Annotated in this window: 16 protein-coding genes; 8 read left to right on the forward strand and 8 right to left on the reverse strand. The window is 61.3% G+C overall.

All coding sequences use genetic code 11. The annotated features are described in order from the left end of the window. Nucleotides 1–143: 143 nt before the first annotated feature. The gene (locus LIY36_RS12025) at nt 144–1,460 is read left to right on the forward strand and encodes a bifunctional DedA family/phosphatase PAP2 family protein (protein WP_226455808.1); all 1,317 of its coding nucleotides are present in this window, start codon (nt 144–146) and stop codon (nt 1,458–1,460) included. Here LIY36_RS12025 and LIY36_RS12030 read toward each other — a convergent pair. Genes LIY36_RS12030 through LIY36_RS12040 form a run of 3 tightly spaced genes read right to left on the reverse strand, consistent with a single transcriptional unit; the run spans nt 1,454 to nt 3,135 of the window. After that, nucleotides 1,454–2,047, reverse strand: coding sequence for an LON peptidase substrate-binding domain-containing protein (locus LIY36_RS12030; RefSeq protein WP_226455809.1), 594 nt, complete (start codon nt 2,045–2,047; stop codon nt 1,454–1,456). The two genes, LIY36_RS12025 and LIY36_RS12030, sit on opposite strands and share 7 nt — an antisense overlap. A gap of 21 nt (nt 2,048–2,068) precedes the next feature. Continuing rightward, nucleotides 2,069–2,785 carry an LrgB family protein gene (locus LIY36_RS12035; protein ID WP_226455810.1) on the reverse strand — a complete coding sequence of 239 codons (717 nt, stop codon included), beginning with the start codon at nt 2,783–2,785 and terminating at the stop codon, nt 2,069–2,071. Further along, on the reverse strand, nt 2,782–3,135 hold the full coding sequence (locus LIY36_RS12040) for a CidA/LrgA family protein (RefSeq protein WP_226455811.1): 354 nt from the start codon (nt 3,133–3,135) through the stop codon (nt 2,782–2,784). Before LIY36_RS12040 ends, LIY36_RS12035 begins: the two co-directional genes overlap by 4 nt. 160 nt (nt 3,136–3,295) lie before the next feature. On the opposite strand from LIY36_RS12040, the gene LIY36_RS12045 reads away from it, so the two are divergent. The 3 genes from LIY36_RS12045 (at nt 3,296) to LIY36_RS12055 (ending at nt 6,245) form a co-directional block, all read left to right on the forward strand. Next, nucleotides 3,296–3,751, forward strand: a complete 456-nt coding sequence (locus LIY36_RS12045) for a MaoC family dehydratase (RefSeq protein WP_003194496.1) — start codon at nt 3,296–3,298, stop codon at nt 3,749–3,751. Nucleotides 3,752–3,856: 105 nt separating this feature from the next. Beyond that, on the forward strand, nt 3,857–5,575 hold the full coding sequence (locus LIY36_RS12050; RefSeq protein ID WP_192299044.1) for a C13 family peptidase: 1,719 nt from the start codon (nt 3,857–3,859) through the stop codon (nt 5,573–5,575). 28 nt (nt 5,576–5,603) lie between these two features. Further along, entirely contained in the window at nt 5,604–6,245 is a 642-nt protein-coding gene (locus tag LIY36_RS12055) for an oxidoreductase (protein WP_226455812.1), read from the forward strand. 123 nt (nt 6,246–6,368) lie between these two features. On the opposite strand, the gene LIY36_RS12060 is transcribed toward LIY36_RS12055, so the two are convergent. The 5 genes from LIY36_RS12060 to LIY36_RS12080 form a co-directional block, all read right to left on the reverse strand. Further along, on the reverse strand, nt 6,369–6,653 hold the full coding sequence (locus LIY36_RS12060; RefSeq protein ID WP_226455813.1) for a YceK/YidQ family lipoprotein: 285 nt from the start codon (nt 6,651–6,653) through the stop codon (nt 6,369–6,371). Then, a complete protein-coding gene (gene ubiX, locus LIY36_RS12065) occupies nt 6,646–7,275 on the reverse strand; it encodes a flavin prenyltransferase UbiX (RefSeq protein ID WP_017735613.1) in 630 nt (209 codons plus the stop codon). The genes LIY36_RS12060 and ubiX overlap by 8 nt, the downstream gene beginning before the upstream one ends. Continuing rightward, nucleotides 7,272–8,621, reverse strand: a complete 1,350-nt coding sequence (gene mpl, locus LIY36_RS12070; protein WP_226455814.1) for a UDP-N-acetylmuramate:L-alanyl-gamma-D-glutamyl-meso-diaminopimelate ligase — start codon at nt 8,619–8,621, stop codon at nt 7,272–7,274. Before mpl ends, ubiX begins: the two co-directional genes overlap by 4 nt. Before the next feature lie 104 nt (nt 8,622–8,725). Next, complete coding sequence (locus LIY36_RS12075; RefSeq protein WP_226455815.1) at nt 8,726–9,763, reverse strand: hypothetical protein; 1,038 nt, start codon at nt 9,761–9,763, stop codon at nt 8,726–8,728. A 185-nt stretch (nt 9,764–9,948) separates the two neighbouring features. Continuing rightward, the gene (locus tag LIY36_RS12080; protein ID WP_226455816.1) at nt 9,949–11,850 is read right to left on the reverse strand and encodes a sigma-54-dependent Fis family transcriptional regulator; all 1,902 of its coding nucleotides are present in this window, start codon (nt 11,848–11,850) and stop codon (nt 9,949–9,951) included. Nucleotides 11,851–12,121: 271 nt separating this feature from the next. Between LIY36_RS12080 and exaC the strand changes: the two genes are divergently transcribed. The 4 genes from exaC to eutC all read left to right on the forward strand — a co-directional run bounded on the left by exaC (nt 12,122) and on the right by eutC (nt 17,564). Continuing rightward, a complete protein-coding gene (exaC, locus tag LIY36_RS12085; protein WP_226455817.1) occupies nt 12,122–13,642 on the forward strand; it encodes an acetaldehyde dehydrogenase ExaC in 1,521 nt (506 codons plus the stop codon). Nucleotides 13,643–13,852: 210 nt separating this feature from the next. Next, nucleotides 13,853–15,286, forward strand: a complete 1,434-nt coding sequence (eat, locus tag LIY36_RS12090; protein WP_192299050.1) for an ethanolamine permease — start codon at nt 13,853–13,855, stop codon at nt 15,284–15,286. Nucleotides 15,287–15,339: 53 nt separating this feature from the next. After that, nucleotides 15,340–16,734 (forward strand): ethanolamine ammonia-lyase subunit EutB, encoded by a 1,395-nt coding sequence (locus tag LIY36_RS12095; protein WP_124525118.1) that lies wholly within the window; start codon nt 15,340–15,342, stop codon nt 16,732–16,734. Further along, nucleotides 16,731–17,564, forward strand: a complete 834-nt coding sequence (gene eutC / locus LIY36_RS12100) for an ethanolamine ammonia-lyase subunit EutC (protein WP_226455818.1) — start codon at nt 16,731–16,733, stop codon at nt 17,562–17,564. Before LIY36_RS12095 ends, eutC begins: the two co-directional genes overlap by 4 nt. The last annotated feature ends 80 nt before the right edge of the window (nt 17,565–17,644 follow it).

The raw sequence follows: 17,644 nt of genomic DNA on the forward strand, positions 1-17,644 counted from the left end.
CGAAAGCGGTGGCTCAGTCACCGATTTTATCAACCGATACACCGCTTTCGCGAGCAAGCCCGCTCCCACAGTTTGATCTTCAGTGTTTCGGGCTACGCATTACCAAGCGCGCAAGCTGAATAGAATAGATGGAGTGGATTTGTATGGGCCAATGGCTCGATAGCATCACCGGCTGGCTGACCCTCAACCCCGAATGGCTGGCGGTGGCACTGCTTATCGTCGCGTGCGTGGAGTGCCTGGCCATCGCCGGGTTGATCGTGCCGGGCACGGTGATGCTGTTTGCGATCGCCGCACTCGCCGGCAGCGGCGCGCTGTCATTGAGTGAAACCCTGTTGCTGGGCTTTCTCGGCGGCTTGCTCGGCGACGCAATTTCCTACTTCCTTGGCCGATACTTCCATCAGAACATCCGGCGCCTGCCCGGCCTGCGCCATCATCCTGAATGGATGAACGCTGCCGAGAGTTACTTCCACAAGTACGGCATTGCCAGCCTGCTGGTCGGACGTTTCATCGGCCCCTTGCGCCCTATGCTGCCGATGGTTGCCGGCATGTGCGACATGCCGCTCCCCCGCTTCGTCGCCGTGAGTATTCTGGCGGGCGCTGGCTGGTCGGTGGCCTACCTGCTGCCCGGCTGGGCGACCGGTGCGGCGTTGCGCCTGCCATTGCCGCAGGGATTCTGGCCGGAAGCGGCGGTTGTCGCGGCATCTATCGCCATATTGCTGGGACTGAGCCTGAACAGCAGCCTGCGCGGCCATCGGCGGGCCACGCTGTGGGTGGGTTGCGCCAGCCTGACGCTGTTGATCGCGCTGTTTATCGGCTACCCCCACCTCAATGACTTCGACCAGGGCCTGATCGCGCTGGTACAAGAGCACCGCAGCACATGGCTGGACGAAGTGATGGTGCGGATCACCCAACTGGGTGAATTCAAGAAGATGTTCGTTGCCAGTGCGATCTTCACCGGCTTGCTGCTGCTGGCCCGGCAATGGCGCCATGCGGTGTTTGTCGGCGCCACGCTGGCCGGCGCCGCCGTGATCAACACCGCCGCCAAGTTGTTTTTCGCCCGTGGCCGCCCGGAGATCCTCACCGACCCGCTGACCAGCTTCAGCATGCCCAGCGGCCATGCGTCGGGCTCTTTCGCATTTTTCCTGGCGCTGGCGATGCTGGCCGGCCTTGGGCAACCGACACGACTGCGCATGACCTGGCTCCTGCTGGGCTGCATTCCCGCCGCGTTCATCGCCTTGTCGCGGGTCTACCTGGGCGTGCACTGGCCGACCGACATCCTCGCCGGTACCCTGCTGGCGATGAGCGTCTGCGCCTTCAGCCTGAGCCTCAGCCAGCAGCGCAGCCCACTGCCAGCCTTGTCGCGCAAAGCCTGGTGGCTACTGTTGCCGGCCATCGTCGCGGTCCTGAGCTTTATCGCCCTCACCGGCACGCCTCACGCGCTGCTGCGATACGCCTATTGAGTGAAGAGCTCGCCCTGCAACTCGTCGAGCAACATCTGGATCGCATCCAGGCGCTGCTGCGGATCGTCGAGTTGCAGCAGGTCGATCTTGTCGGCCTCGGTGAACGGCAGTAGATAGGCCAACTGGTTGCCCAGGGCTTGCTGGCCGTCGGCGTGGGTGTCCATGTCCAGCGAGGCCACCATCGGATGCTCGGCCAGCGCCTGGAGCAACGCCAGCAGGTCGGCATCCTCCTCTTCCAGCGGCTGGTCCGGCGCCTCGTCCAGCCATTGCACCTCGGCCAGCAGCAACTGGTCCTTCTGCACCCCGGCATCACGCACGCGGAAACGCCGCCCGCCTTCGACACGAATCCCCAGCAGGCCGTTGTCCTGTTGCTTGAAGTCGCGGATCAACGCTTCGCAGCCAATCAACGCGTAGCCATCCGGGGCCAGGCCCACTTCCTTGCCGTCGAGGATGCACACCACGCCGAAGCTTTCGCCCTTTTTCATGCAGCGGCTGATCATGTCCAGATAGCGCGCCTCGAACAGTTGCAAGTCGAGGGTGCAGCCAGGGAACAACACGGTATTGAGCGGAAACAGCGCCAGACTCATAAAGGTTTCCTTAAACCCGGTTTAAACGATCACCGACACAGCCAGCGGCAGGAACACCGCCGTAGCCACGCCCATCAGACTCATGGCCAGCGCCGCAAAGGCACCGCACTCTTCACTTTCCTGCAATGCCACCGAGGTGCCGACGGCGTGGGCAGTCATGCCCAGTGCCATGCCGCGCGCCTCGGGACTGTGCACCCCCAGGCGCGACAACAACGCCGGGCCGACCATTGCGCCGACCACGCCGGTGATCAGCACAAACACCGCGGCCAAGGCCGCCACGCCGCCGATCTGCTCGGCCACCAGCATGGCAATCGGCGACGTCACCGACTTGGGCGCCATGGTCATCAGCATCATGTGCTCGGCGCCAAACCACCAGCCCAGCAGCACACACAGGCCGGTGGCCAACACCCCGCCTATCACCAGCGTAGTAAAAATCGGCCAGAACAATTGACGAATGCGCCGCAGGTTCAGATAAAGCGGCACCGCCAGCGCCACGGTCGCGGGGCCGAGCAAGGTGCCCATGATCTCGGTGCTCTTGCGGTACTCGGCGTAACTCAGGCCACAGGTGAGCAAGATGCCGATCACCAGCAGCATGGACACCAGCACCGGCTGCAGGAAGATCCAACGGGTTTTCTCGAAACCGGCCAACACCAACTGATAGGCGCCGAGGGTAATACCAATGCCGAACAAGGGGTGGTGAATCACTGCGGCCCACGCGCCGTACCAGTCGAAGATCATTGATCCTTCTCCTTGCGCTTGACCATGCGCTGCATCAGCACACCAACAAACCCCATGGCGATCACCAGCGACAGCACCAGCGCGCCGACGATAGCCCAGAAGTCCGCCGCGATGTCCTTGGCATAGACCATCACCCCCACCGCCGGCGGCACCAGCAGCAGCGGCAGATAACGCAGCAGGCTGCCGGCCGCCAGGCTCAGGGGCTCGCCGACCTCACCGTTGCAGATCAGAAAGCCGAGCAGCAGCAACAAGCCGATAATCGGCCCCGGCAATATCGGCAGCAGCAAATGGTTGATCGCCGTGCCGATCAATTGGAACAGCACCAGCCATGTCAGCCCACGTAACAGCATCCGTTCTCTCCCCCGTCAAAACCCGCCCGCATTATAAGCACGCCCGCCCTATGCTCCGGCATTCGCCAAAAGCATGGTGGGTTGACCGAGCCTGTTGCCCATGATGATCTAAGATGGATTTCGCCTACCTATAAAAACCGATGAACCAAGGAGAGACGCAATGCCCTATGTACCTGTAGCGCAGCTCAAAGATTATGTCGGCAAGGAACTGGGACGTTCCGAATGGCTCACCATCGACCAGGCGCGGATCAACCTGTTCGCAGAGGCCACCGGCGATCATCAGTTCATCCATGTCGACCCGGTCAAGGCCGCGCAAACCCCGTTTGGCAGCACGATTGCCCACGGTTTCCTGTCGCTGTCGCTGATGCCCAAGTTGATGGAAGACATCCTGATCATGCCCGAAGGCCTGAAAATGGCCGTCAATTATGGCCTGGACAGCGTGCGCTTTATCCAGCCGGTCAAGGTCAATTCCAAGGTGCGCCTGAACGTGACGCTGACGGACGTCACCGAGAAAAAACCCGGACAATGGCTGTTCAAGGCCACGGCGACCCTGGAAATCGAAGGCCAGGAAAAACCCGCTTACATCGCCGAGTCGCTGTCACTCTGCTTCGTGTAAGCCCGGCCCTGTGATGAGGCACTGAAACTCATCACAGGGTATGTAAATTTATGTATGAACCTCGCGGCTGCGGCATACTCGGCGCTCAATTATCCGGATCCCGCTATGCGCCCACTTGCTCCCCTTGCCCTTGCCCTGTTGCTCACCGCTTGCGGAGACGGCGAATCGCTGTTGCCGCCCGATGCGCGCCTGCCCGATGGCGGCCGCTACCGGGGTGATGTGGTCAATGGTTTGCTGCAAGGCCAGGGCCGCGTCGACTACCCCAACGGCAGCTGGTACGCCGGCCAGTTCGACAACGGCCAGTGGCACGGCCTGGGTGAATGGCACGGCAGCAACGGCGAAGTCTACAAAGGCGAGTTCCAGCAAGGCCTGTTCGACGGCCAGGGCAGCCTGACCACGCCGGGCAGCAGCTATGTCGGTGGTTTCAAGCGTGGCCGACGCAACGGCGAAGGCACCCTCAAAGAGGGGCAGATGACCTATCGCGGCGAATTCAAGGATGATCAGTACTCCGGCCTCGGGCGCCTGGAGTTGGCCGATGGCAGCCAATACCAGGGCCAGTTCGCCCACGGCAAGCCCAATGGCGAAGGCCAGCGCAACGACGACAGCGGCAACCAGTTCAGCGGCCACTTCGTCGATGGCCAGCTCGAAGGCAATGGCACTTTCAATAGCGCCGACGGCGACATCTATGTGGGCCAGTTCAAACAAAACCAGCTCAACGGCAAGGGCCGTTATGAAAACGCCGACGGCGACGTGTGGATCGGCCAGTTCAAGGAAGGCGCGCTGAGTGGCAAAGGCGAGTTGATCGGCGTGGACGGCAGCCATTATGTCGGCCAGTTCAGCGATTGGCGCTTTACCGGCGAGGGCCGCCTGAACCTCACCGACGGCAGTTTCTATATCGGCGGCTTCGACAGCGACAACTACCAGGGCCGCGGCACTCTCGTGCTGACCGACGGCACCGTGCAAGCCGGCACCTGGGTCAACGGCATGCGCGTGCGCGACGCCGACGGCAAACTGCTCCCCGACCCACTGGAAATCGGCGTACTGGCCCAAGGCCAATTGCTCGATGCCGCCCTCGCCGCCGTGCCCGCCTCCACTCCCGCCGTCGAGCTGTACACCCTGGTGCTGGCCGGCGACGGTAAACAAAGCGTGTTCCTGCGTGAGGCCGATTACGTCAGCAACATGCTCGCCACCCGCTTCGGCGCGCGCGGGCAGATCCGCCTGGTCAACCACCGTGACCATATCGCAGACCGCCCCCTGGCCACCCGCGAAAGCCTGCGCCGCGCCGTGCAGACCCTGGCCGAACGCACCGGGCCGGAAGACCTGGTGTTTATCTACATGACCAGCCACGGTACCCATGAACACGAACTGGTGCTGGACCAGCCGCGCATGGAGCTGGCTGACTTGCCGGCCGACGAACTGGCCGCCGTGCTCGCACCGCTGAAAAACCGCGACAAGGTCATCGTGATTTCCGCGTGTTATTCCGGCGGGTTTATCCCGACGCTGAAGGATGAGCGTACCCTGATCATGACCGCCTCGCGCGCCGACCGGGTGTCCTTCGGTTGCTCCGAAGAAGCCGACTTCACTTATTTCGGCGACGCCCTCTTCGCCCAGGCCTTCAACCAGACCGACGACCTGCAGCAAGCCTTCAAACTGGCGCAACTGCATGTCAGCGAACGCGAACAGGCAGACAACTTCGAAGCTTCGGAACCGCAGATCTGGGCGCCGAAAGGCGTGATCGCCCACTGGCAGTTATTACGCAAACAGCAGGCACGAAAGGCGCTGGAAAGCGTCTCAATGAATAGCAAGGAAGCCAAAGGCAACTAAGCTGTAACGTGTAACAGGGGGAAACACCATGTACCTGACGCCTCAACATATCCTGCTGGCCGGAGCTACCGGCCTGACCGGCGAACACCTGTTGGATCGCCTGCTCAACGAACCCACCGTGACCCGCGTGCTGGCGCCCAGCCGCAAGCCACTGGCCGAACACCCGCACCTGGAAAACCCGGTGGGCGACCCGGCGGTGGTTTTGCCGCAATTGAGCGGGCGCGTGGACATTGCCTTCTGCTGCCTGGGCACCACCATCAAGAGAGCGGGCTCCGAAGAAGCGTTCCGCGCAGTTGACCTGGACCTGGTGGTGGCTTTCGCCAAGCGTGCACGGGAATTGGGCGCGCGCCACCTGATCGTGATCAGCGCGATTGGCGCCGACGCGAAATCCTCGATCTTCTACAACCGTGTCAAAGGCGAGATGGAGCAGGCGCTGAAAGCCCAAGGCTGGCCGCAGCTGACCATCGTGCGGCCCTCGCTGTTGCTGGGTGAACGCCTGGAACCGCGCCTGGCCGAACAACTGGCGGGGCCGTTGTCGCGGCTGATTCCGGGCAAATACCGTGGTATTGAAGTATGCGAACTGGCCCGGGCGATGTGGCGCCTGGCGCTGGAAGAGCAGGATGGTGTGCGGGTGGTGGAGTCGGATGAGTTGCGCAAACTCGGCAAGTGATTTCGCGGTGGCTGGGCGGGCCTCTTCGCGGGCAAGCCCGCTCCCACAGTGGATCAGGTTCACACCGTTCAAATGTGGGAGCGGGCTTGCCTACGAAGAGGCCAGCACAGGCACCCACTTCTCTTAAAGACCGCCCGTGGCGTTGAAGCCAACCCCCAGCACCGTCAACACCGACAGCGGCAACAACAGCGTGTCGAGCAACGCACTGGCCGGCAGATCCACGCCGGGATAACTCGGCGCTTGCGCGCCAAACCGATCCTTGGCGCAACAGCCGCCGTTCATGGCATACAGATCCAGGCGCGTGCCGGCATACACCACCGGCGCGCCGGGTTGCGCCGCATCCAACGTGCGCGCCGTGGCGCACCCCGTCAGGTGCAACGCGACAACCAACATCAGCACCTTATTCATCGCTGCTCAGATGATGCTCACCCCAACGCGGCAGCATGTCCTGGGGAATGTTCAGCAGGTTGAGGATGCGTGCCACCACGAAATCCACCAGGTCATCGATGGTCTGTGGCTGGTGATAGAAACCCGGCGACGCGGGCAAGATGGTCACGCCCATGTTCGACAACTTGAGCATGTGCTCCAGGTGAATGCTCGAATATGGCGCCTCGCGCGGCACCAGGATCAACTGGCGACGTTCCTTCAAGGTCACGTCCGCCGCGCGCTCGATCAGGTTGTTGCACGCGCCCGTGGCAATTGCCGACAAGGTGCCGGTGGAACACGGCACCACCACCATCGCCGCCGGCGCGCCGGAGCCCGAGGCCACCGGCGACATCCAGTCTTCCTTGCCGTAAACCTTGATCTGCCCCGCCGCCGCACCGGTGTACTCGGTGAGGAACGCCTGCATCATCTGCACCTTCGGCGGCAGCGCGACATCGGTCTCGGTCGCCATCACCAACTGCGCAGCCTTGGAGATCAGGAAGTGCACCTCACGGTCCTCGCGCACCAGGCAATCAAGCAAGCGCAAGCCGTAAGGCGCGCCGGAAGCACCGGTCATCGCCAGGGTGACGCGTTCCGGGCCACTCATTTCAGCGCCTCGGCCAGTTTGCCGTGCAGGCCGCCGAAGCCGCCGTTGCTCATCACCACCACGTGGGTGCCGGGCTTGGCTTGCTGTTTGACGTGTTCAATGATGCCTTCGATGGAATCGCAGACCGTCGACGGCACGGTGCACAACGCAGCGATCGCCGGCAGGTCCCAACCGAGGTTGGCCGGCGCGTACCAGACGGCCTCGTCGGCATCGTTGACGCTTTCCGGCAGGCCATCGCGGTGCGCACCAAGCTTCATGGAATTGGAGCGCGGCTCGACAATCGCGATGATTGGCGCATCGCCCACGCGCTTGCGCAGGCCGTCCAAGGTGGTGGCAATCGCCGTCGGGTGGTGGGCAAAGTCGTCGTAGATGGTAATCCCATTCACGTCGGCGACTTTTTCCATGCGCCGCTTCACGCTCTTGAATGCACTCAACGCCGCAATGCCCATCGACGGCACCACGCCCACGTGCCGTGCGGCTGCCAGCGTGACCAAGGCGTTGGCAACGTTGTGCTGGCCGCTCATGTCCCACTCGACAACGCCCTGGGCCTGGCCTTCGAACAGCACTTCAAATCTGGAACCGTCTTCGCTGAGCAACTTGACCTGCCACTGCCCGCCCGCGCCGGTGGTTTGCACCGGGGTCCAGCAGCCCATTTCGATCACGCGCTGCAAGGCGGGCTCGGTAGTGGGGTGAATCACCAGGCCTTCGCTCGGGATGGTGCGCACCAAATGGTGGAATTGCCGCTCAATGGCTGGCAGATCCGGGAAGATGTCCGCGTGATCGAACTCAAGATTGTTCAGGATCGCCGTGCGCGGACGGTAGTGGACGAACTTGGAGCGCTTGTCGAAGAAGGCGCTGTCATATTCATCCGCTTCAATCACGAAGAACGGCGTATCGCCCAGGCGCGCCGACACCGAGAAATTCTGGGGCACGCCGCCGATCAGGAACCCCGGGCTCATGCCGGCATGTTCCAGCACCCAGGCCAGCATGCTGCTGGTAGTGGTCTTGCCGTGAGTACCGGCGACGGCCAGCACCCAGCGACCTTGCAACACATGATCCGCCAGCCATTGCGGGCCTGACACATATGGCAAGCCTTTGTTGAGTACGTATTCGACCGCCGGGTTGCCACGGGACATGGCATTGCCGATCACCACCAGGTCCGGGACCGGGTCGAATTGCACCGGGTCGTAACCTTGGGTCAACTCAATGCCCTGGGCTTGCAGTTGCGTGCTCATGGGCGGGTAAACGTTGGCATCGGAGCCTGTGACGTGATGGCCCAGTTCCTTGGCCAGAACCGCCATCGAGCCCATGAACGTGCCGCAAATACCGAGAATATGAATGTGCATAGTCGACCTCGTAAAACATCGAGGCAGGTTAGCGCAGGAGGGGGGAAATCGCACTCTTTATACGGGTAGGAGCGCAGCAAGCGCTCCCACCGGCGGCGAACACTTCAGACCTTGGCTAGCGCCTGTTCTTCATTTTCACTTTGTTTGATGGCCGCGAACACGCGCAACTTTTCATACGACTCAGCCATCCGCTCAAAGCGTTTTTCAATCAGCTCGAGACGCCCCTTGGCATCGACTGGAGGTGTCATGCCAGGTTTATAGGGTCTGAAAATAATGCCGTTCTGACGAGTGGCCTTTTTAAGCTGCTGCTCTGATACATCGAGCAGTTTCTCCAGGTTACCCAGACGCCCAGACTCATCCTTTGGCCAACTTTCATTTTTAGTGAACACACTCTTGGTATCACCAAGAATGAACATCACCGTGGAAGCCATTCCTAACAGTTTGGTCTCGGCTTCCTCCAGTTGCGCGCCGAGGGTCGTTTCCGCTGGGGGAGGCGACTGCATTGCTTTGGGCGCGGTCGCGGCGCTCGGCAAAAACGGCGGCGGCAGCACGCCCGGAGCGTACGTCGCCTTGATCGACTCCCCGGCGGCCACGGAGCCAGCATAGGCCCCCACGTTGACCGGCGCACTGACGATGCCGGTAATGCCGGCACTGATAAAGGCATCCCGCGCAACCTGGCTGGCTTTGGGCGCCGAGGAAATCACGCCGGCCTTGACCAGGCTGTCCGCATCGATAAGCCGCTTGGCCGCCTCGGCAACGCTGATTTTCGGCGTTTGCTTGGACAGGCTGGCCAACAGCAACGCGTCATTTTGTTTGACTTTATTGGCATGAATCACCGCGCTCGCCACGTTCTGGAAGCGGTTGTTCGGGGTCGGCAAGGGTTTGTTCAACGGCTTCGGCTTAGGGGGTGCTGACACGGTAGGCTTGGGAGTGACCTGTGGTTTTGGCGGCACGACCACGGGTGGCGCCGACGGCTTACTGCCGAACAACGAAAAAATGCCTTTGTCTTTTATACCGCGCTTGCTGCGCGCCAAAGGCTGTTCGGTGGTATCGCTGTTGCGTACCACCGTCGGCGCCGCAGGTTTATCGATAGTTGCCGACAGCTGGGGGATATACGCAAACGTTGAAGTTGTAATTATCATCGTGTTCACCCGAGTGATTTTTATTAAATGAAAACACCTTGAGCAGTTGCCCTAATTGAGTGAATAAATGGCATTGACCAGTTCCTATAGGAATAGGCCAACTCAATGTGCGTGGAACTTCCCACTTAACAATAAAAAATCAATTCAGCTGACCGTTGAAAAGAACACCCTCCTACAACTTTCGATTAAACCGAAGCAAAACGGGTAATCCCGTGTTTTCGCAACTTGCGATACAAGGTATTGCGACTGACACCCAGATGCTCCGCCGTTTGCGTCATGCGCCAATGCTGACGCTCCAGCGCCGCCAACAAAGTCTGGCGCTCGGCATCGTCGAGCGGCAACTCGCTGGCCCGGTTCAGCGGGGCCTGGTGCAATAGCGCCGGCAGGTCAGCCAGCCCGATGCGTCCGTGATCACACAGCGCCACCAGGGTGCGCAACACGGTGCGCAATTGCCGCACATTTCCGGGCCAGGCATAGCCCAGCAACGTTTGACGCGCCGCCGGCTCCAAGCTGATCGACTGTCCTTGCGCCTCCTCGGTCAACAGGAAGTCGAGCAACTGCTGCTTGTCACTGCGCTCGCGCAATGCCGGCAAGGCCACTTCCAGACCGTTGAGGCGGTAGTACAAATCCTCGCGAAAGCTGCCGTCCTGCACGCGCGCCAGCAGATTGCGGTGGGTAGCGCTGACAATTCTGACATTCACCGCCTGGGGCGCACCGCCGATGGGTACCACCTGGCGGTCCTCCAACACCCTCAACAAGCGGGTCTGCAATGCCAGCGGCATGTCACCGATTTCATCGAGGAACAAGGTGCCGCCGTCCGCTTGCTGCAACTTGCCGCGCATGCCTTCTTTAAGCGCGCCGGTGAAGCTGCCGCCACGATAGCCGAACAGTTCGCTTTCGATCAGGTTTTCCGGGATGGCCGCACAGTTGAGTGCAACAAACGCCTTGTCTGCGCGCTGGCTGGCCTGGTGCACGGCCTTGGCGAAGGCTTCTTTACCAGAGCCGGTCTCGCCGTTGATCAACAAGGGCACATCGCGCTCGAACACCCGTAGCGCCTTGCGAAACTCGTTTTGCAGCGCCGGATCGCCCAGGCAGATACCGGGCAAGCGCGCCGGCGCGGGCTTGGCCACTGGCATCGACACCGGCACAGTGCGCGACTGACCGCGCAACGCGGCGAACAGGTGCCGGCCGTCACGTGTGCGCAGAGGCCAGCTGGCAGTGGCATTGGCACTGGCGCGTCCGAGCAGTTGATCCAGGGAACAGTCGAAGCATGCGTCTACCGACTGCCCCAGCAAACTGCCGCGCATTTGCCCCAGCAGGTTGAGGGCGCTCTGGTTGACCGCACAAATCCGCCCATCGCCGTCGAACGCCAGCAGTCCTTCGCTGAACAGGCCTACCGACTCGGCCTGCAGATGAAAACGCAGCAGCCAGTGATGTTCAAAGTGGCGCAGGAAATAGCAACTTTCGATCATCTTCGCCGAGAGGTTGACCAGCGCCATCGTATGGAACTGGCTCTGGCGCGATACGGCCTCACGGGCTGAAGACACATCCAGCACCGCCAGCAATTCGCCATGAGGATCGAACACCGGGCTCGCCGAACACGTCAGCCCGGTGTGGCGGCCGCGAAAATGCTCATCGCGATGAATGGTCAGGGACTGGCGCTCTACCAGGCAGGTGCCGATACCGTTGGTACCTTCGCAGGCTTCGCTCCAATCGGCACCGAGCCACAACCCGGCACGCTCGAAGATCTTGCGCTCGGACGGCGCGGTGACACAGTTGAGGATCACCCCGCGCGCATCGGTCAGCAGCACCGCATGACCGGCGCCCGAGAGCTGTTGGTGCAGGCTGTTCATCTCACTGCCGGCAATGTGCAGCACCTGTTGCAGGCGCTCGCGGCTTTCCAGCAAGCGGCCGTGCTCAAGCACGGTGGGCGCGAGGGTCTGCGCAGGGTCGAGGTGATAGTCCTCCAGGCAACGCAGCCACGACCGGGCGATCGACGGATCACTGGCGGGGCCTTGGGAACGTGCTTGTCCGCGTGTCACGGTCAAGACTTGCTGGGCATGGCGACTGAAATGATCGTTGTGCATTTCTTATTATTCTCCCTGCGTGAGAGCGCCCAGCATCCCCCAGCCATCCGACCAATGCAATCCCGGGCAGACTCACGGGTCACGGTCTGTACCGTTTATGGCACAACCTGTCACATCACCTGTGTCAACGCTGCCACAGTAGCGCCTTGCAACAAAGCCCAAGCCCTTGATTTAGCTGGCCTGCGCAGCGGTGGCCCAACCTTTGCTCTACGCTTATCAAGCGCAGCAGCGCTGCACTCCAAATAAACATAAAAGCCAGGAGATACCCACCATGCGTTACGCACACCCCGGTACTGAAGGCGCGATCGTTTCGTTCAAGGCCAAATACGGCAACTACATCAACGGCGAGTTTGTGCCGCCGGTCGAAGGCAACTATTTCACCAACACCTCGCCAGTCAACGGCAAGCCTATCGCCGAGTTCCCGCGCTCCACTGCCAAGGACATCGACAAGGCGCTTGACGCCGCCCACGCCGCTGCGGACGCCTGGGGCAAAACCTCAGTGCAGGACCGCTCGCTGGTGCTGCTGAAAATCGCCGACCGTATCGAGCAGAACCTCGAACTGCTGGCCATCACCGAAACCTGGGACAACGGCAAGGCGGTGCGTGAAACCCTCAACGCCGACATCCCGCTGGCCGCCGACCACTTCCGCTACTACGCCGGCTGCATCCGCGCCCAGGAAGGCAGCAGCGCCGAGATCAACGAACACACCGCCGCCTATCACTTCCATGAACCGCTGGGCGTGGTCGGCCAGATCATCCCGTGGAACTTCCCGATCCTGATGGCCGCCTGGAAACTCGCCCCGGCCCTGGCCGCCGGCAACTGCGTGGTACTCAAGCCGGCCGAGCAAACCCCACTGGGCATCAACGTGCTGCTCGAAGTGATCGGCGACCTGCTGCCACCGGGCGTACTCAACATGGTGCACGGTTTCGGTAAAGAAGCCGGTGAAGCCCTGGCCACCAGCAAGCGCATCGCCAAAATTGCGTTCACCGGCTCGACGCCGGTGGGCTCGCACATCATGCATGCGGCGGCTACCAACATCATTCCGTCGACCGTTGAGTTGGGTGGCAAGTCGCCGAACATCTTCTTCGAAGACATCATGAAGGCCGAGCCGTCCTTTATCGAAAAGGCCGCCGAAGGCCTGGTGCTGGCGTTCTTCAACCAAGGCGAAGTGTGCACCTGCCCATCTCGCGCACTGGTGCAGGAGTCGATCTACGACGACTTCATGAAAGTGGTGATGAAGAAGATCGAATCGATCAAACGTGGCGACCCGCTGGACACCGACACCATGGTTGGCGCCCAGGCATCCGAGCAGCAGTTCGACAAGATCCTGTCCTACCTGGAAATCGCCAAGGGTGAAGGCGCGGAACTGCTCACCGGCGGCAAGGTCGAGAAGCTCACCGGCGACATGGCTGGCGGCTATTACATCCAACCGACCCTGCTCAAGGGCACCAACGCAATGCGCGTGTTCCAGGAAGAAATCTTCGGCCCGGTGGTAAGCATCACCACCTTCAAGGACGAAGCCGAGGCCTTGGCCATTGCCAACGACACCGAGTTCGGCCTGGGTGCTGGCGTGTGGACACGCGACATCAACCGCGCCTATCGCGTAGGCCGGGCAATCAAGGCGGGCCGCGTGTGGACCAACTGCTATCACCTGTACCCGGCGCATGCCGCGTTCGGCGGTTACAAGAAGTCCGGTGTGGGGCGTGAGACGCACAAGATGATGTTGGATCACTACCAGCAAACCAAGAACTTGCTGGTTAGTTATGACATTAATCCGTTGGGCTTCTTCTAACTAACCACTGCCCTCCCACATTTGAAATGCACTTGAAAATGTGGGAGCGGGCTTGCTCGCGAAAGCGGTGTATCAGTTACAGACTTATCAACTGACCTACCGTTTTCGCGAGCAAGCCCGCTCCCACACTTGAAGTTTCATAAGTACTTGCGAACTTCATCCGGCACACAGATGCCGAATTAGAACAATAACAATGAAAGGTACTTCCTCATGCCTAGCGAACCGAGTGGATCTTCTGTCGACTTCGAAAAAGTCGACTCCCAATACTTCCAACAACGCGAACTCAAAAAAGGCGCCGCCGGCTGGGTGCTGTTGGTTGGCCTTGGCGTTGCCTATGTTATTTCCGGCGACTACGCCGGCTGGAACTTCGGCCTGGCCCAGGGTGGCTGGGGTGGCATGTTCCTCGCCACTTTGCTGATGGCCACCATGTACCTGTGCATGTGTTTTTCCCTGGCCGAACTGTCCTCGATGATCCCGACCGCCGGCGGCGGCTACGGGTTTGCCCGCAGTGCGTTTGGCCCCTGGGGCGGGTTCCTCACAGGCACCGCGATCCTGATCGAATATGCCATTGCACCGGCAGCCATCGCGGTGTTCATCGGCGCCTATTGCGAGTCGCTCTTTGGGGTTGGCGGCTGGATGATCTACCTGGCGTTCTACATCATCTTTATCGGCATCCACATCTTTGGTGTCGGTGAAGCCCTGAAGTTGATGTTTGTGATCACCGCTATCGCCGCGATTGCCCTGGGTGTGTTCCTGGTGTCGATGGTGCCGCACTTCAACGTCGCCAACCTGCTCGACATTCCCGTGACCGAAGCCAAGGGCGCCAGCACGTTCCTGCCGTTCGGCTACGTCGGTGTGTGGGCGGCGATTCCTTATGCGATCTGGTTTTTCCTCGCCGTCGAAGGCGTACCGCTGGCTGCCGAAGAAACCAAGAATCCGAAACGCGACCTCCCTCGCGGCCTGATTGGCGCCATTGTGGTGCTGACCAGTTTTGCCCTGCTGATCCTGGTGATTGCGCCGGGCGGTGCGGGCACCTATGCGCTGATCAAATCGGGCAACCCATTGGTTGAAGCGCTGGCGCTGTCCTACGGTGGTTCGACGTGGATGGGCAGCTTCGTCAACCTCGTCGGCCTGGCCGGCTTGATTGCGAGTTTTTTCTCGATCATCTACGCCTATTCGCGGCAGATCTTCGCGCTTTCCCGTGCGGGCTACCTGCCGCGCAAACTGTCCCAGACCAATAAAAGCAAAGCGCCGGTGCTGGCATTGGTCATCCCCGGCATCATAGGTTTTGGCCTGTCTTTGACCGGCCAGGGTGATTTGCTGATCCTGGTGGCGGTGTTTGGCGCAACGATTTCCTACGTGCTGATGATGGCCGCGCACATCACCCTGCGCATTCGTCGCCCCAAAATGGACCGTCCGTACCGCACACCTGGGGGCATCTTCACCTCCGGCGTCGCCTTGGTACTGGCTTGCGTGGCCGTAGTGGCGGGCTTCCTGGTCGATCCACGGGTGGTGATTGGCGCTGCGATCATCTATGGAGTATTAATTGCTTACTTTGCTTTCTACAGCCGGCATCACTTGGTAGCAGGCACGCCCGAAGAGGAATTCGCGGCGATCCAGGCCGCAGAGGCCGCCTTGCACTGACTGCCGTAAACCTCGACGCGAGCGCTGTGCCCGCGTCGTCAAGGAGACACTGTATGGCAAGCTTTTCCCACGCGGTGGGTACACAAACCTACCGCTTCGACAGCCTCAAGGACGTGATGGCCAAGGCCAGTCCTGCACGCTCCGGGGACTTTCTCGCTGGCGTGGCCGCGCAAAACGACGGTGAACGGGTGGCCGCGCAGATGGCGCTGGCGAATATCCCGCTGAAACACTTCCTCGAAGAAGCGCTGATCCCCTATGAAAGCGATGAAGTCACCCGGCTGATCATCGACACCCACGATAAGCAGGCGTTTGCCGTGGTCAGCCACCTGACCGTCGGCGGCTTGCGCGACTGGCTGCTGAGCGACGCGGCCGACGAACATAGCCTACGCGCGCTGGCGCCTGGGCTGACGCCGGAAATGGCTGCCGCCGTGTCCAAGATCATGCGCGTGCAGGATCTGGTGCTGGTGGCGCAGAAGATCCGCGTCGTCACCCAGTTCCGCGGCACCATGGGCCTGCGCGGGCGTTTATCCACACGCCTGCAGCCCAACCACCCAACCGATGAGCCGGCCGGTATCGCCGCGAGCATTCTCGACGGCCTGCTGTACGGTAACGGCGACGCCATGATCGGCATCAACCCGGCCACCGACAGCATCGCCTCGATCTGCGCCATGCTGGAAATGCTCGACGCAATCATCCAGCGCTACGAGATCCCGACCCAGGCCTGCGTGCTGACCCACGTCACCACCTCCATCGAAGCGATCAACCGTGGCGTGCCGCTGGATCTGGTGTTCCAGTCGATTGCCGGCACCGAAGCGGCCAACGCCAGTTTCGGCATCAACCTCAACGTGTTGCAGGAAGGTTACGACGCGGGCCTGAGCCTCAATCGCGGTACCCTGGGCCAGAACCTGATGTATTTCGAAACCGGCCAGGGCAGCGCCTTGTCGGCCAACGCGCACTTTGGGGTCGACCAGCAAACTTGTGAAACCCGGGCCTATGCGGTGGCGCGGCATTTCAAGCCGTTCCTGGTCAACACCGTGGTCGGTTTTATCGGCCCGGAGTACCTGTACAACGGCAAGCAGATCATCCGCGCCGGCCTCGAAGACCACTTCTGCGGCAAGCTACTGGGCGTGCCGATGGGTTGCGACATCTGCTACACCAACCACGCCGAAGCCGACCAGGACGACATGGACACCCTGCTGACCCTGCTCGGCGTGGCGGGGATCAACTTCATCATGGGCATCCCCGGCTCTGACGACATCATGCTCAACTACCAGACCACCTCGTTCCACGACGCCCTGTACGCCCGCCAGACCCTGGGTTTGAAGCCGGCACCGGAGTTTGAACAGTGGCTGGCGAAGATGGGTATCTTCACGCAAGCCGATGGCAAGGTACGCTTCGGTAACAGCCTGCCACCGGCGTTTCGCCAAGCCTTGGCGCAATTGGGATGAAGGAGCCGCCCGTGCAACTCGACCTACCTGAGAACCCGTGGCTGGAACTGCGCCGCCTGACCCCGGCGCGCATTGCCCTGGGCCGTACCGGCACCAGCATTCCCACGCAGGCGCAACTGGACTTCCAGTTCGCCCACGCCCAGGCGCGGGACGCCGTGCACCTGCCCTTCGACCATGCCGGCCTCAGCGGCCAACTGGCCGAACGCGGCCGTGAGAGCCTGTTGCTGCACAGCGCCGCAACTGACCGGCACAGCTACCTGCAACGCCCGGACCTGGGGCGGCGCTTGAGTGATGAGTCGGCCCAGGCGCTGCGCGCGCATGCGGCGGCCAATCCCGGTGGTGTGGACCTGGCAGTGGTGGTGGCAGATGGCTTGTCCGCACTGGCGGTGCATAAACATACGTTGCCGTTTCTGACACGCATGGAAGAACAGACCCACGCCGAAGGCTGGTCCTTGTCACCCGTCATCCTGGTCGAACAAGGCCGTGTGGCCGTGGCCGATGAGATTGGCCAATTGCTCGGCGCCAAGATGGTGGTGATCCTGATCGGCGAACGGCCAGGGCTCAGCTCGCCGGACAGCCTGGGGTTGTATTTCACCTACAACCCCAAGGTCGGCCTCACCGATGCGTATCGCAATTGCATCTCCAACGTACGCCTGGAGGGCTTGAGCTACGGCATGGCAGCCCATCGCCTGCTTTACTTGATGCGAGAGGCGTGTCGCCGGCAACTGTCGGGGGTCAACCTCAAGGATGAGGCGCAGGTTCAGACCATCGAATCGGATGATCCGGACCTGATGAAAGGTAATTTCCTGCTCAGTTCACCGGATGACTGAACGCTGCATGATTGCGCTTTTTCGCGCCGTTAGGCAGCATCGAGTCACGGCCGCTTGTGTGGTCATACCCCATTTGGAAG

It is taken from the genome of Pseudomonas sp. AF03-9 (assembly GCF_020515815.1).
Taxonomy (GTDB): domain Bacteria; phylum Pseudomonadota; class Gammaproteobacteria; order Pseudomonadales; family Pseudomonadaceae; genus Aquipseudomonas.